This window comes from Methylophilus sp. VKM B-3414 (assembly GCF_032248435.1).
In the GTDB taxonomy this organism is placed as follows: Bacteria; Pseudomonadota; Gammaproteobacteria; order Burkholderiales; family Methylophilaceae; genus Methylophilus; species Methylophilus glucosoxydans.
This window is the reverse complement of record NZ_JAVTLI010000013.1, coordinates 317,439-331,379: the sequence shown is the minus strand read 5'-3', so window position 1 is coordinate 331,379 and position 13,941 is coordinate 317,439. Positions and strand designations below refer to the sequence as shown.

At 50.7% G+C, this 13,941-nt stretch carries 13 protein-coding genes; 9 read left to right on the top strand and 4 right to left on the bottom strand.

Annotated features, from left to right (window positions below):
- Positions 1–15: 15 nt before the first annotated feature.
- The 4 genes from Q9292_RS14235 to flhB are packed head-to-tail and all read right to left on the bottom strand — an operon-like array spanning position 16 to position 5,432.
- Positions 16–807, bottom strand: a complete 792-nt coding sequence (locus Q9292_RS14235) for a MinD/ParA family protein (RefSeq protein WP_194747603.1) — start codon at positions 805–807, stop codon at positions 16–18.
- Complete coding sequence (gene flhF, locus Q9292_RS14230; RefSeq protein WP_313989249.1) at positions 800–2,149, bottom strand: flagellar biosynthesis protein FlhF; 1,350 nt, start codon at positions 2,147–2,149, stop codon at positions 800–802. The genes Q9292_RS14235 and flhF overlap by 8 nt, the downstream gene beginning before the upstream one ends.
- 1 nt (position 2,150) lies before the next feature.
- Entirely contained in the window at positions 2,151–4,238 is a 2,088-nt protein-coding gene (gene flhA, locus Q9292_RS14225; RefSeq protein WP_313989247.1) for a flagellar biosynthesis protein FlhA, read from the bottom strand.
- A 21-nt stretch (positions 4,239–4,259) separates the two neighbouring features.
- Positions 4,260–5,432 (bottom strand): flagellar biosynthesis protein FlhB, encoded by a 1,173-nt coding sequence (flhB, locus tag Q9292_RS14220; protein WP_313989305.1) that lies wholly within the window; start codon positions 5,430–5,432, stop codon positions 4,260–4,262.
- Positions 5,433–6,041: 609 nt separating this feature from the next.
- On the opposite strand from flhB, the gene flhD reads away from it, so the two are divergent.
- The 9 genes from flhD to Q9292_RS14175 all read left to right on the top strand — a co-directional run bounded on the left by flhD (position 6,042) and on the right by Q9292_RS14175 (position 13,935).
- Positions 6,042–6,362 carry a flagellar transcriptional regulator FlhD gene (gene flhD / locus Q9292_RS14215; RefSeq protein ID WP_194747599.1) on the top strand — a complete coding sequence of 107 codons (321 nt, stop codon included), beginning with the start codon at positions 6,042–6,044 and terminating at the stop codon, positions 6,360–6,362.
- Between the two features lie 49 nt (positions 6,363–6,411).
- Positions 6,412–6,978, top strand: a complete 567-nt coding sequence (flhC, locus tag Q9292_RS14210) for a flagellar transcriptional regulator FlhC (RefSeq protein WP_194747597.1) — start codon at positions 6,412–6,414, stop codon at positions 6,976–6,978.
- Between the two features lie 46 nt (positions 6,979–7,024).
- The gene (locus Q9292_RS14205; protein ID WP_275355219.1) at positions 7,025–7,873 is read left to right on the top strand and encodes a class I SAM-dependent methyltransferase; all 849 of its coding nucleotides are present in this window, start codon (positions 7,025–7,027) and stop codon (positions 7,871–7,873) included.
- A gap of 182 nt (positions 7,874–8,055) precedes the next feature.
- On the top strand, positions 8,056–8,913 hold the full coding sequence (gene motA / locus Q9292_RS14200) for a flagellar motor stator protein MotA (protein ID WP_194747595.1): 858 nt from the start codon (positions 8,056–8,058) through the stop codon (positions 8,911–8,913).
- A 59-nt stretch (positions 8,914–8,972) separates the two neighbouring features.
- Positions 8,973–9,917: a flagellar motor protein MotB gene (gene motB / locus Q9292_RS14195; RefSeq protein ID WP_313989241.1), complete on the top strand. Its 945-nt coding sequence runs from the start codon at positions 8,973–8,975 to the stop codon at positions 9,915–9,917.
- 95 nt (positions 9,918–10,012) lie between these two features.
- Positions 10,013–10,555 carry a chemotaxis protein gene (locus Q9292_RS14190; RefSeq protein ID WP_194747591.1) on the top strand — a complete coding sequence of 181 codons (543 nt, stop codon included), beginning with the start codon at positions 10,013–10,015 and terminating at the stop codon, positions 10,553–10,555.
- Between the two features lie 44 nt (positions 10,556–10,599).
- On the top strand, positions 10,600–10,968 hold the full coding sequence (locus tag Q9292_RS14185) for a response regulator (protein ID WP_018985223.1): 369 nt from the start codon (positions 10,600–10,602) through the stop codon (positions 10,966–10,968).
- Positions 10,969–10,998: 30 nt separating this feature from the next.
- Complete coding sequence (gene cheA, locus Q9292_RS14180; RefSeq protein WP_313989237.1) at positions 10,999–13,407, top strand: chemotaxis protein CheA; 2,409 nt, start codon at positions 10,999–11,001, stop codon at positions 13,405–13,407.
- A 12-nt stretch (positions 13,408–13,419) separates the two neighbouring features.
- Positions 13,420–13,935: a chemotaxis protein CheW gene (locus Q9292_RS14175; protein WP_194747587.1), complete on the top strand. Its 516-nt coding sequence runs from the start codon at positions 13,420–13,422 to the stop codon at positions 13,933–13,935.
- Positions 13,936–13,941 lie beyond the last annotated feature (6 nt).

Sequence of the window (13,941 nt, the reverse complement as noted above, 5' to 3'; positions counted from 1 at the left end):
TTTTCCTTTTTGACTTTAGGCAACAGCCATGGATGGCATGGAAATCCGTTGTTGTTCGAGACGATGGGCGACGGTTTTAAACGCCAGTGTGCTGGAAAGCTGTTTGCTCACTTCTGCAGTCGCGCGCCCAGGGTTGGCAGTGACTGCCTTGGCGGTTTCAGCAGGCATGGCCCCGATGAACTCCAGCGTGATGCCCAAAAATTGTTTGCACACCTGGTTCAGGCGCATAAAGTACTGATTGCCTTGATCATGGTTAGCGTCTGTCACGACGACACCCAACGGAATCTGCCCATGCTGCTGGCTGATGTGCTTGATGGTCGCATATGCCGACTTAATGGCGGCTTCGCTTCTATCCATTTGGATCACCAGCTCATGCGCGGCAATTACCGGCAGCAGCAGGCTGTAGTCTTGGCTATCCAGTTGTGCTTCAATCATCACAGTGTCGTAATCGTACGCAAGTTGCTCCACTATACCGTTGAGTTGCGTTTTTAAATCGTGAGATAAAGGCGAGGTTAACAGGTCATTTTCGCCCAAACAGGTCAGGTCATAGCCTTGCGGGTGTTTGAAAATGCCCCGCTGGATGGCCTGACGTTGCACGGCGATGCCTTGCAGGGAATGTGTCATCGCGGGTTGGCGGTGCGCGTGCACCAGCAACAAACGCTGTTCTGGCGTCAGCATGCTGGTCGCCAGTTGACGCATCCACTGGCTGGCTGGCTGGCCATTGGCCCCAATCACACTGATAATGCGGGCAGAGGTTTTGGCCATGATACGGCGCAAGCCGTCCGCCTGGTCACGGTAATTAAACATGTGGCTGCTCCTGGCTGGCGGTTTGCATCATGCTGGAGATCACCAGCGGCAATTCTTCATCCAGATACTGGTAGGGCAGGCTGGCCTGGTGCGGCGTCAACACGCGCTCGACCAGGGCTTGCTTGTCTGCAACCTCGATATCCTCAGGCACACGCTGACCACTGGTGGTGTAAAACAGGCGCATGCGCTCGCGAATCAACACGTCCAGTACATTGCCAATCGCAGCCGCTTCGTCGAGTTTGGTGACGATACAGCCAGCGATATCATGCTTTTTGTAGCTACGCATCACATCAGTCAAGGTATCGCCGGTTGAGGTCGCATTCAGGCACAACAGTTTCTGTATCGGGCTGTCGGCACGGCTCAGCATGGAAAGTTGCTCAGTCACCGCCTGGTCACGCTGGCTGACGCCGACGGTATCCACCAGAATCATATGTTTGTTCTTGAGTTCGTTTAAGGCTATTTTTAAGTCTTCTTCATCTTTGACCGCATGTACCATCACGCCCAGAATCTTGCCGTAAATCCGTAATTGCTCGTAACCGCCAATCCGGTAGCTGTCAGTGGTGATCAAGCCCAGGTTCTGGGTGCCATGTTTCATTACATAGCGGGCCGCCAATTTGGCCGTAGTGGTGGTTTTGCCTACCCCGGTCGGGCCGACCAAGGCATAGATGCCGCCACGATCCAGCAAAGCATCTTCGTCGTCCAGCGTATGCAAATTGCGGCTGATCACTTCTTTGGCCCACATTGGCGCCTTATTCACATCAATGTGTTGCGGCATTTTTTCGGCAATCTGGCGCGAAAGAGACGCACTGAAGTTGGCAGCGAGCAGGGTGCCCAGCACTTTTGATTTGGCCGGGCTATGTTGTAAATGATGCTGCCAGGTCATGGCACTCATCTGGGTTTCAAAGTGGCTGCGCATCTGGCGCATTTCCACCATCATGCCTTGCATTTTTTCTTCCAGCGTTTGTGTTGCCAGCTGGTACGCATGCTCTTGTTGTTCACTGTGCTGCTTGAGCATGTCCATGATGGCCGATTCGTTGACATTGGCCTCTTCAGATACCGTTGCTGCCGGCGGCTGAACGGCGCGCGGTGCCGGTACTGGAGTTGCTTGCCGGGGTTGCTCTTTGGCATGAACAAAATCAAGCAGGCTGCGGGTTTGCTCGCTGCCTTGCTCAGCATTTGCCTGGCTCGCACTGGCATCGACATCCGACTCCAGCATGGCCATGATCTCGGTCCCACCGTTGACACTGCGATTCGCAACAATAATGGCATCTTCCCCCAGGGCCTGCTTGACCTGAGCCAGGGCTTCACGTGCGTTTTTGCCAAAAAATCTTCTGATGTTCATATTACTGCGCTCCGATTAAACTGGTGACACGAATCGATTTGTTGTCTGGCAACTCATCGTGGGATAACACTCTGAGGTGCGGGACGGTCCTTCTTAAAAATCTGGATAAAGCCTGGCGGAGGGGCCCAGCCACCAGCAGGACTGGTGTCAAGCCCATCTGCTCTTGCTGTCTGGCGGCCATTTCGGTCTCTTGTGACAGTCTTTCGGCAATGCCAGGCTCGATCACGCCCTGGCTGGACTGGTTGTTTTGTAATGCTTGCAACAACAGTTTTTCCAATTGGCCATCTAAGGTCATGGCGGTGATTTCGTTGCTGTAGGGGAACAGGTCCTGCACAATTGCACGCCCTAGCTTGATACGGACCATGGCGGTCAAGTCATTGGCATCTTGCGAATACTGGGCATGGTCTGCCAGCGTTTCCAGAATTGTGCGCATGTCACGGATATGCACGCCCTCATTGAGCAGGTTTTGCAAGACCTTTTGCAAGGTGGACAAGCTGATGATCTTGGGCACAATTTCCTCAATCAGCTTGCTGGATTCTTTGCTCATGTGATCCAGCAACTGTTGGACTTCCTGGCGGCCCAACAGCTCACCGGCATTGAGTGAAATGATGTGGTTTAAATGAGTGGCAATCACGGTGCCTGGATCTACCACGGTATAGCCCAGACTTTGTGCGAATTCTTTCTGCTCGGGATCAATCCACACTGCGGGCAAGCCAAAGGCTGGATCGGTGGTGCGGGTGCCTTCAAGCTCACCGGTCACCGCTCCTGGATCAATCGCCAGCATTTGATGATAGTTAGATTCCCCGGTCGCCATTTCCACACCTTTCATGGTGATGCGGTAGGCGTTCGGTTTAAGCGTCAGGTTGTCGCGAATATGGACCGTCGGTGCCAGGAAACCAATCTCCTGGGCAAATTTCTTGCGAATGCCCTTGATACGCTTGAGCAATTCACCGCCTTGACCTTTATCCACCAGTGGGATCAAACGGTAGCCAACTTCGAGGCCGATGGTATCTACTGGCAGCACATCGTTCCAGGTGGCTTCTTCCGCCTCGCTGGCCGGGGCCAATTTATCATCTGGTTGTGGTTCAATCACCGTCTGCTGTTTGGCTTTTTCCTGTTTTTGTTTGACTGAATAAGCAATACCACCCAACAAGCCCCCCAACCCGATAAAGGCCAGGTGAGGCATGCCTGGAATCAGGCCGATACCGCCAATAATCCCGGCGGTGATGGTCAGCACACGTGGATTTTCAAACAGTTGGCTAATCAGCTGGCCGCCGATATCTTCATTGTTGGCCACACGTGAAACCACCACACCGGCCGCAATGGAAATCACCAGCGAAGGGATTTGCGCGACCAGGCCATCACCAATGGCGAGCAAGGTGTAGTTTTTCACTGCATCGCCAAAGCTCAGGTCATGTTGCACCATGCCGACAATCAACCCGCCGACAATGTTGATAATAATGATCAGGATCCCGGCGATCGCATCCCCGCGCACATACTTGCTTGCACCATCCATCGCGCCATAGAATTCGGATTCCTGGCCGACTTCTTTACGGCGGCGGCGGGCTTCATCTTCGCCAATCAGACCCGCGTTCAGGTCCGCGTCAATCGCCATCTGCTTGCCTGGCATCGCATCCAGGGTAAACCGTGCACCCACTTCTGCAATCCGGCCCGCACCTTTGGTGATCACGGTAAAGTTAATAATGGTGAGGATGACGAACACCACGATACCGACCGCATAGTTCCCGCCAATCAGAAAGTGACCAAAGGCCTCGATCACTTTACCGGCGGCATCAGGGCCGGCATGGCCCTCGGTCAGCACGATACGGGTCGAAGCCACGTTGAGCGACAAGCGCAACATGGTGGTCATCAGCAGTACGGTAGGGAAGGCGATAAAGTCCAGCGGCTTGGTGGTTTGCAGACCGATCATCAAGACCAGGATGGACAAGGCAATATTAAAAGTGAAAAACACATCGAGCATGATGGCCGGTAACGGCAAGATCATCATGGCCAGCAGCAAAACAATAATGAGCGGGGCGGCGATGCTGCGGCCGTCCATTTTCCCCATTATTTGTTGCCAGTTATTCATTTAAATACTCCTCAGTCTTGCTTATTCAATATCTGTTGCCGTGGCAGGCGCTGCGACCAGTGCATGTGGATCCAGTGCGTCCGGGACCGGTACATCAGTAGGGATGACCGGACGGACGCCGCCATGCTGCTTGAACACGCGCAGTTGAAACACATAAGCCAAAATTTGCGCTACCGCGGCATACAAGGTTTGTGGAATCTCGCGCTCCAGCTCGGCATGGGCATACAAGGCCCGTGCCAGTTTGGGGGATTCCAGCGTCATCACATTATGTTCTGCAGCAATTTCCTTGATTTTTTGCGCAAGTACATCGACGCCCTTGGCAACGACGACAGGCGCTGCATTTTCACCTTCTTTATAGCTGATCGCCACGGCATAGTGGGTCGGGTTAGTAATCACCACGTCTGCCTTGGGCACATTACTCATCATTCTTCTGCGCGCCATTTCACGCTGCTGCTGACGGATACGGCCTTTAATTTCAGGGCTGCCTTCGGACTCCTTGGATTCGTCCTTGAGTTCCTGTTTGGTCATTTTGTGTTTTTGCGCGTATTGATACAGCTGGTAGGGCACATCAATCACGGCGATCAGGACCAGCGCAGAAGCCAATGTTAAAAAGCCGGTCACCATAAATTCGCTGACAGTGCTAATCCCGGATTCCAGCGGCATGTTGGACAAGCCCAACATCGGTTGCAAATCCTTTTTCACCAGCGTGTAGCCGACAGAACCAACCAGGATGGTTTTTGCAATCGACTTCACCAACTCCACCAGCGAGTTCTTGGAGAACAGATTGGACAAGCCTTTCATCGGGTTGAGTTTGCCAAAGTTGGGCACCAGCGATTTCTGCGACATCACCCAGCCACCGACCAAGATCGGTGAAGCAATCGCTACGGCAACCACAATGACTGCCAGTGGCAAAAAGGCCCACATCGCCTGTTCCACCACTTTGATCATATGCACAATCAACAGCTGCGGCTCAAACGCCATGGCCCTGTCCAGACTCAGGCCCTGACGCAATACATCCTTCATGGCCTCACCCATCGGCTTGCTCATCATCATGATTGCAATGCCGCTGGTAAACAAAACCGCACAAGAGGCCAATTCGCGCGACCTGGGAACATCGCCGTCTTCGCGTGCCTTCTCCAATCGCTTGGGGGACGCGTCTTCGGTCTTTTCCATATCGCTGTCTTCAGCTGCCATGTCTTTCACTCGTTCCGGGTTTGCACACCACGCCATGTCGTGTGTCTTGTGAGTGATTATTGGCTAGATAAATGTATTTCTAAGTTGGGAATAAAAGGGCGAATTGACCGCTTTCTCACAGTTGCTGCCTGCCTGTTGTTAAGGGGTGTAAAAGCTAAAAATATTTTTGATTAATAAACAGTGACTTATCAAATTTTTGGATTTTTTTTGATTGTGCACCCTAAAGTTTTATCAAGTAGGGACGTTAACCGGAATATCTGAAAAAGTATCTGGCCACCATGAAGACGGCTTGAAAACGAATAAAAGTCATTGTTTACGGAATACAACAAGAAAACTTGAATTAATTTTTGAATTGGAAATCAAAAAATGCTGACAGACTGCACATAACGAACTTGTAGCTCAACTTTAGGTTTGAGCGATAAGTGATTGATATTATTGTTAGTGAATAATGCCGTGTAGGGGTTTGTAAGACAAACTCCTACACGGCTGTTTTCGTCTGTCTTACAAAATAAACCGACAAACCCTGATTGTTGCAGTTCATGATTGCGCGCAAAGTACGCCTAACGCTCAGGCGGACTTAAATTTACGCAAAAAAACGGAGAAAAGATCATGAACATGCAAAACGATTTACTCGCTGAAATCAAGGATGCCAATCTGAACTACCTGATGTTGGCGCAACAACTGATCCGTGCTGACAAAGCCACTGCCATCTTCCGCCTTGGCATTAACAAGGAAATTGCAGATCTGCTCGAAAACTTGACCAATCTGCAACTCCTGAAACTCTGTAACACCAACATGCTGCTGACCCGCTTCCGCTTTGATGATAGCGAAATCCTGGGAATGTTGACCAGCTATGCCAAAGACCCTGCCCAAGCCCATCTGCATACTGCGGTATTAATGTCAGCCCAGGCCGCAGATTCCACAGTATAAGCAGCGTAGTTGTCACCACACGGCGATTAGAAAGAGAAAAGAGGATATCATGCAAAAGAAGAGTGTAGTTAACGAAGCAGAACAAATTCAACTGGCCATGCAAATGATCGAACTGGGCGCCCGCCTGCAGTTGCTCGAATCACAAACCACATTGTCACGTGAGCGTTTGATCAAGCTGTACAAAGAGATGAAAGGCGTTTCTCCTCCAAAAGGCATGTTGCCATTCTCTACCGATTGGTTCTTGACCTGGCAACCAAACATTCACTCCTCGATTTTCTACAACATTTATCGCTTTATGGTTGATTACGCAGGGGTAGACGGCATCCAGGCCATCATCAAAGCCTATACATTGTATATGCAACAAGTACAGCATCCTGATGCCGACGCCAAAGAAGAGCCTGTGTTGTCACTGACACGCGCCTGGACACTGGTACGTTTTATTGAAAGCAAGATGCTGACAACTAAAGTCTGTCATTGCTGTGGTGGTCAATACATCGTCAATAGCTATGATTTGAACCAGAACTATGTCTGCAACTTGTGCCATGTGCCTTCACGTGCCGGCAAAACCAAAAAGGCAAAAGAGTTGAGCTACAAACTGGTTTCCATGACTGCCTGATCAGCCGGATCAGTGTCACGACACTCTGTGAGTGAAAGGATTCAGCATGCCATCGGCCAAACTTTCGGTAGAGACGCTGTTGCCCAAACCCTGGCTACAGCGCCTGCTACCAAAACGGTTGTGGTGCCAGGCATTACTGATCCAGACCCTGAGTATACTGTTGATCGCGGGCCTCGCGCCAGGCGTGATCAACAGTGTATTCGCATTTGAATTAAGCCATCTTGGCATTTCGCTAGAGCATGTCTGGATTTGGCTGCTCCTGCATATTTGTTTGGTCAGCCTGCTGGCCAAAGCCGCGCAGATGCCAGTCTGGTGGCGCTGGATTCATGCGATTTTTCCAGTCGCTGTCCTTGGCATGCAGCATATTAACTTGCCTGCCACGGTTTACCTGGCTGGATTTATCATTACCTTGACCCTGTACTGGTCTGTACACAACACCCGGGTCCCATTTTATCCTTCTTTCCCTGCCACCTGGCGCGCGCTGCATCACGTGCTGGAGCAGCATGGCGATGATGCTCCGCTCAAAGTGCTGGATATTGGCAGCGGGATTGGGGATCTCGCCCTGTTTTTGGCGAGCCAGCGTGTGCATGACGAGGTTTCAGGTATCGAAATTGCGCCGCTGCCATGGGCGGTCAGTGCGGTCAGAGCCTTGTTTTCTGGCACCAGTGCCAGATTTACGCTCGGTGACTACCGCGAACTGGACTTTGCAAAATTTGATGTCATCTTTGCTTATTTGTCGCCTGCTGTGATGCCCGATGTTTGGCAAAAGGTGAGGGCTGAGATGCCGGCTGGCACGCTGTTTGTCAGCTCCGAGTTTCCGGTGCCAGACATGACGGCGCAACGAATCATCTATCCGCAAAAAAACGCCCCTGCCTTGTACGTCTACAGCCTGTAGACAGCCTTTATCCCTTTCTTGCATCCGCTATCGCAGGCGCTTAAGCCTGTCGTTGCTGGCATGAAATCTAACCAGAATTAACCATATTTAATAAGGGGCTAAAGCCCTTTTATTTGGATAATTGAATTCCTTGGCCTGTTGCTATGCTTTTAACATTGGTAAAACCATTGTGGAGTGTAGGCATGTTAGTCATTGTCGGGTATGTCGTTATTTTAGGGGCGATTTTTGGCGGGTACGCAGCGGCCGGGGGGCACTTGGGTGGCCTATGGCAGCCATTGGAAGTCGTGATGATTTTCGGGGGGGCTGTAGGTGCATTTGTTGTCGGCAATGATGCCAAATCATTGAAAGCCACACTTAAAGACTTACCAAATGCCTTCAAAGGCTCCCATGTCAACAAAGCCATGTATATGGATTTGCTGGCTTTGCTGTTCGAGATTCTGACCAAAATTCGTAAAGAAGGGCTGATGTCGATCGAGAAGGATGTTGAAGATCCTGAATCCAGTGCCTTGTTTGGCAAATATCCCAAAATTCAGCATGACCATCATGTGGTCGAGTTTATTTGTGATTACTTGCGTTTGATGGTGTCCGGCAACATGGATGCCTTCCAGGTTGAAAACCTGATGGATAACGAAATTGAAACCCACCATCAGGAAGGCCATGTGGCAGCGCATTGTATTGCAAAACTCGGTGACGCCTTGCCAGCTTTTGGTATTGTAGCTGCGGTGATGGGGGTGGTACACACCATGGAAAGTTTGCATTTGCCGCCCACCGAACTGGGTGTGCTGATTGGCCACGCTCTGGTGGGTACCTTCCTCGGTATTTTGCTGGCGTATGGCTTTGTTGGCCCGCTGGCTGGGGTGCTGGAAGCCAAGCTGGAAGAAAGCTCCAAGGTCTTTCAAACCATCAAGGTGACGCTTCTTGCCAGCCTAAATGGGTATGCGCCTGCAATTGCTGTTGAGTTCGGCCGCAAGGTCTTGTACTCCACTGAGCGTCCAAGTTTCTCTGAGCTTGAAGATTACGTCAAGCAAGCTAAAAAATAAGCCTGGCAAACAAGATCAATCCAAATAAAGCACAGGACCAACCCTAGAGGACCACGAAAATGGCAGAAGAACATATTGCCCCCATTATCGTTAAAAAAATCAAGAAAGGCGGCGGCGGTCATCACGGGGGTGCCTGGAAAATCGCTTACGCCGACTTTGTGACGGCGATGATGGCGTTCTTTTTGCTGATGTGGCTGCTCGGCTCCACCTCTAAAGCACAACGTGAAGGCATTTCTGAATACTTTAAAACCCCGCTCAAAGTCGTGCTCATGGGCCCGGGCGTGGGTGCCAGTGATTCCGCCTTGAAAAATACCGGCGGCAAGGATGTGACACTTAAGCAAGGTCAGGTGAAGCCGGTCGATGGCGACCCTGGTCGTAACAAAACGATTAAGGAAGAAGAGTTAAAAGAAGTCCTCAAGAAGGCAGAAAAAGCCAAGCTGGAAGAAATCAAGGCCAAGATTGAACAGGCGATTGATGAAAACCCTGAGCTCAAGCAATTCAAATCCCAATTAAAACTGGATATGACAGCGGAAGGCCTGCGCGTACAAATTATCGACGAACAGAATCGCCCGATGTTTGAAAACGCGCGCGCAGATTTGCAACCTTACGCCAAGAAAATTTTGCGAGAGATTGGTAAAACACTCAATGGCGTGGATAACAAAATCAGCCTGTCTGGGCATACCGATGCCACGCCTTATGCCAGCGGTGATCAGGGCTACAGTAACTGGGAGCTCTCAGCCGACCGTGCCAATGCTTCAAGGCGAGAACTGATTGCCGGCGGCATGGATGAGACCAAGTTATTGCGTGTGGTTGGCATGGGCTCGGCCATCATGATGGACAAGGAAAATCCGTTCAATCCGATTAACCGCCGGATCAGTTTGATCGTGATGAACAAGGAAGCAGAAGAGGATTTACTCAAGGATAACGAAAAAATTTCTGTCAGTGAAAAAGACCATTCGCAAGTCGATGCATTGCAGAAAACCGCCGCTACACCTGCGGAGTAAAAAACAGGGAACGGTAAAAGCGCAAGAAATAAGTCATTTTTATGATGCTTATTTCTTGATTGAAAATCAGGGGAATCAGGCAAGATAGGACCACTATGAAAACATTGCCCATAGAAGAACTAAGAGAGTTACTGGCTGCAGTTTCGCACCATGGTGATTGGCATTTGCTCGAAATCGAAACCGATTTACAGCAAACCAGCTTTTTGCTCAATGAGGCGATTGAAAAGCTCAGTGCCAGCTTTATGAATGTGTATGCCCAGTTAATGGAGCAACAGTCTGCCCTCCAGTTATTGGTAGAGGCCGGCAAGTTGCAGCCTGAAGAAATGCAGCAGTTGCAGGTGTTTCAGGACAATATTGGTCAGGAAGTGAATAAAGTGGTGACTGGCATGCAGTTTCAGGACATGACCAATCAATTGCTGCAACGGACGATTAATCGGGTGAACGGCTTAAAAGTGCTGTTACATGAGTTATCCAGCCATCAGTTTCCGATGGCAGCGGATGACGAGCATGAGGAAATCAGAAGCTTCATTCAGCAATTGAACCAGAATTTTGATCAGGGTAGCCAGCATTTGACCGGCAATTTACGCAAGTCAGTGAACCAGCAGGACTTGGCAACCGGTGATATCGATTTATTTTAGTCACAGCGGCGTTTTACAAAATTAGTGAAAAAGGCGAATCAAACATGGCGAAAACAATTTTAACAGTAGACGACTCCGGATCATTGCGTCAAATGGTGGCTTTTAGCCTGAAAGCGGCTGGCTATGATGTGGTACAGGCGGTCGATGGTCAGGATGGCTTGAACAAAGCAAAAGAGAAAACCGTTGACCTGGTTTTGACGGATCAGAACATGCCCGTGATGGATGGGCTGACGCTGATCACCAACCTGCGTACATTGGCTTCTTACCAGAAGGTGCCTATTTTGATGCTGACCACTGAGTCATCAGACGAAATGAAGGCAAAAGGCAAAGCGGCTGGTGCAAATGGCTGGTTGGTCAAACCATTTGATCCAAAACGTCTGATTGAAGTTGTACAAAAAGTAATTGGTGCCTAAGGGCACAAGGTTAAGGGACTGGAGTAAACAATGACAGTGGATATGAGCCAGTTTTATGAGGTGTTCTTTGACGAGGCTGAAGAGTTATTGGCCGAAGCAGAGCGCCTGTTGCTTGATATTGACGTAGAGTCACCTGATATCGAGCAGTTAAACGCGATTTTCCGTGCTGCGCACTCAATCAAAGGGGGCGCGGCAACGTTTGGCTTTATGGACATGGCAGAGATTACCCATGTTCTGGAAAACCTGCTTGATAAGATTCGCAAGCAGGAAATGGCATTGACCACAGAGCATGTGGACGCCTTTTTGGCCGCCAAAGACGTGATCAAGATGCAACTGGATGGGCATAGACATGGTTCAGCAGTAGATGCTGAGCAAGTCGGCGATGTCTCCATGATGCTGAAGTCCTTGTCTGAAGGCAAAAGCGCCATTCCCGAAGACCCTGTCATTGCAGCTGCGACACCAGAGCCGGAAGTGTTGGTCGTCGGTGCTGAAAAGCCAGCCTTGTCTGTCAGTGAAGATGAAAAAGCCAAAGGCATCACCTTATATGACGTCGGCTTGCCGGTAGTTACCGAGCGCGACTTGGCAAACTTGAAAGACGAGTTAGCCTTGTTAGGTGAGGTGGCCGTGTATCAACGTGCGCCAGGCTCACATGCACTGCTGGTTAAAACCGATTCTAGCGCAGACGACATTGTTTCGATTTGCTCCTTTATTGTAGACCCTGACGCACTGGTGATTCAGGTTGCGAGCGAGACCGCCAAAGCGTCAGAAGCCGCCGCCGCACCAGAGCCTGCGCCTGCCGTCGCGGTTGCCACACCCGTTGAGGAAGATCTGGGCTATGGCTTCTTCGATGATGATCCGATTATCAAGCCTGAAGCAACAGCGGAGGCCGCCCCGGTTCAGCCGGTCGCTGCAGAAGTGACTGGTAATGGCAAAGTTCAGGTGGCTGAAGAAATGGGCTATGGCCTGTTTGGCACTAATAATGAGGAGCGTCAGGAGGATGGTTACGGCTTCTTTGCCCCATTCAAGCCACACCCAGATGCCCCCAAAGCACAATTGATCGGTGACGATACTGCCGTCGCAGCGCAAGCTGCGGCAACACCGGCGCCTGCACAAGTGGCTGAAGCGGCACCTAAAGAAGTGAAAGAGGACCGCAGGTCACAACAACGCCGTGAGTCCGATAAACCGGCGGCAGCGCAAAATGCAGAAAGCAGCTCCATCCGTGTCGGGATTGAAAAAGTTGACCAGTTAATTAATCTGGTTGGCGAGCTGGTGATTACCCAGGCCATGATTGAACAGCGTGTCAATGCACTGGACCCTGTGGATAACGAAGCACTGATTAATAGTGTCAGCCAACTGACTCGTAACACACGTGACCTGCAAGAGTCCGTGATGTCTATCCGTATGATGCCGATGGACTTTGTATTCTCACGCTTCCCTCGTATGGTGCGTGACCTGGCAGGCAAGTTGGGCAAAAAAGTGGACTTTGTCACTAGCGGTGCCACGACAGAGCTCGACAAGAGCCTGATTGAGCGGATTGTGGATCCACTGACCCATTTGGTGCGTAACAGTGTAGACCATGGTATTGAAAAACCGGAAGTGCGTAAACAGCTAGGCAAAGCCGAGAATGGCACGTTGACCCTGTCTGCGGCACACAAGGGCGGCAGCATCGTGATTGAAGTCACCGATGATGGTGGCGGCCTCAACCGCGACAAGATTCTGGCTAAAGCCATGTCTAACGGCTTGCCAGTCAGTGAAAGTATGTCTGACGCTGACGTTTATAGTTTGATTTTTGCCCCGGGCTTTTCTACCGCTGAGGTGGTGACCGATGTGTCTGGCCGCGGGGTCGGCATGGATGTGGTGAAACGGAATATCACCGCCATGGGCGGCAATATTGAAATCCGCTCTGCGCTGGGCTATGGCACGACCATCTCGATTTCCTTGCCACTGACGCTGGCCATCCTCGATGGCATGTCGGTGTCGCTGGATAAGAGTGTGTATGTGGTGCCATTGAACCTGATTGTCGAAACCTTGCAACCTCGTGCAGAAGACCTGAAAACGGTCACAGGCGAGGGGCTGATGGTGCATGTCCGTGGAGAGTATCTGCCGATTATCGCCTTGCATGCCTTGTTTAACCATCCTACCCAGATCACCAATCCGACTGATGGTGTCTTGCTGATTCTGGAAGCCGATGGTAAGAAATCTGCCCTGTTTGTAGACCGTCTGGTTGGTCAGCAACAAGTGGTGATCAAAAGCCTGGAAACCAACTTCAAGCGGATTCCCGGTGTTTCTGGCGCCACCATTATGGGCGATGGCTCGGTGGCATTGATTCTGGATGTGCCAGCCATTATTCAGATGGGTCAGACAACCAATTATGTGACTGGTGGATTGGCATTTTCCAACCAGAACTATTCGACTTCACAAACACATATCAATGCATAAGGAGTATATGCAATGAGCACAACAACAGAATTAGCAAATACATCGGCCAATAACACTGGCGGCAGCCTGAAAACGGCGGCCGGCGAGTACCTGACCTTTGTGCTTGGCAGCGAGCAATATGGGATTGAAATCCTCAAGGTGCAAGAAATTCGTGGCTACGATGCCGTGACGCAAATTGCCAATCTGCCATCGTTTATCAAGGGCGTGATCAATCTGCGCGGCAAAATTGTGCCGATTGTCGATTTACGTATCAAGTTCAATCTGGGCAAAGTGGAGTATGACGAGTTTACTGTCGTCATCATTCTGAATCTGAATGGCCGCATCGTTGGCATCGTGGTCGATGGTGTGTCTGATGTCCGCGAATTGCGCGATGAGCATTTGCGCGAGGTCCCCACGCTGGTCACCCGTATCGACACCAAATACATTGTGGGCCTGGCCACTATTGAGCAGGAAATGCTGATCCTGGTGGATATTGAGAAACTCATGACCAGTGACGAAATGCAACTGATGGATGCTGCCGTACATTAAATAGAG

Excerpts from the sequence above, each read along its gene's own strand:
- Q9292_RS14235 (WP_194747603.1), bottom strand. The coding sequence starts at position 807 with ATGTTTAATTACCGTGACCAGGCGGACGGCTTGCGCCGTATCATGGCC.
- flhF (WP_313989249.1), bottom strand. The coding sequence starts at position 2,149 with ATGAACATCAGAAGATTTTTTGGCAAAAACGCACGTGAAGCCCTGGCT.
- flhA (WP_313989247.1), bottom strand. The coding sequence starts at position 4,238 with ATGAATAACTGGCAACAAATAATGGGGAAAATGGACGGCCGCAGCATC.
- flhB (WP_313989305.1), bottom strand. The coding sequence starts at position 5,432 with ATGGCAGCTGAAGACAGCGATATGGAAAAGACCGAAGACGCGTCCCCC.
- flhD (WP_194747599.1), top strand. The coding sequence starts at position 6,042 with ATGAACATGCAAAACGATTTACTCGCTGAAATCAAGGATGCCAATCTG.
- flhC (WP_194747597.1), top strand. The coding sequence starts at position 6,412 with ATGCAAAAGAAGAGTGTAGTTAACGAAGCAGAACAAATTCAACTGGCC.
- Q9292_RS14205 (WP_275355219.1), top strand. The coding sequence starts at position 7,025 with ATGCCATCGGCCAAACTTTCGGTAGAGACGCTGTTGCCCAAACCCTGG.
- motA (WP_194747595.1), top strand. The coding sequence starts at position 8,056 with ATGTTAGTCATTGTCGGGTATGTCGTTATTTTAGGGGCGATTTTTGGC.
- motB (WP_313989241.1), top strand. The coding sequence starts at position 8,973 with ATGGCAGAAGAACATATTGCCCCCATTATCGTTAAAAAAATCAAGAAA.
- Q9292_RS14190 (WP_194747591.1), top strand. The coding sequence starts at position 10,013 with ATGAAAACATTGCCCATAGAAGAACTAAGAGAGTTACTGGCTGCAGTT.
- Q9292_RS14185 (WP_018985223.1), top strand. The coding sequence starts at position 10,600 with ATGGCGAAAACAATTTTAACAGTAGACGACTCCGGATCATTGCGTCAA.
- cheA (WP_313989237.1), top strand. The coding sequence starts at position 10,999 with ATGACAGTGGATATGAGCCAGTTTTATGAGGTGTTCTTTGACGAGGCT.
- Q9292_RS14175 (WP_194747587.1), top strand. The coding sequence starts at position 13,420 with ATGAGCACAACAACAGAATTAGCAAATACATCGGCCAATAACACTGGC.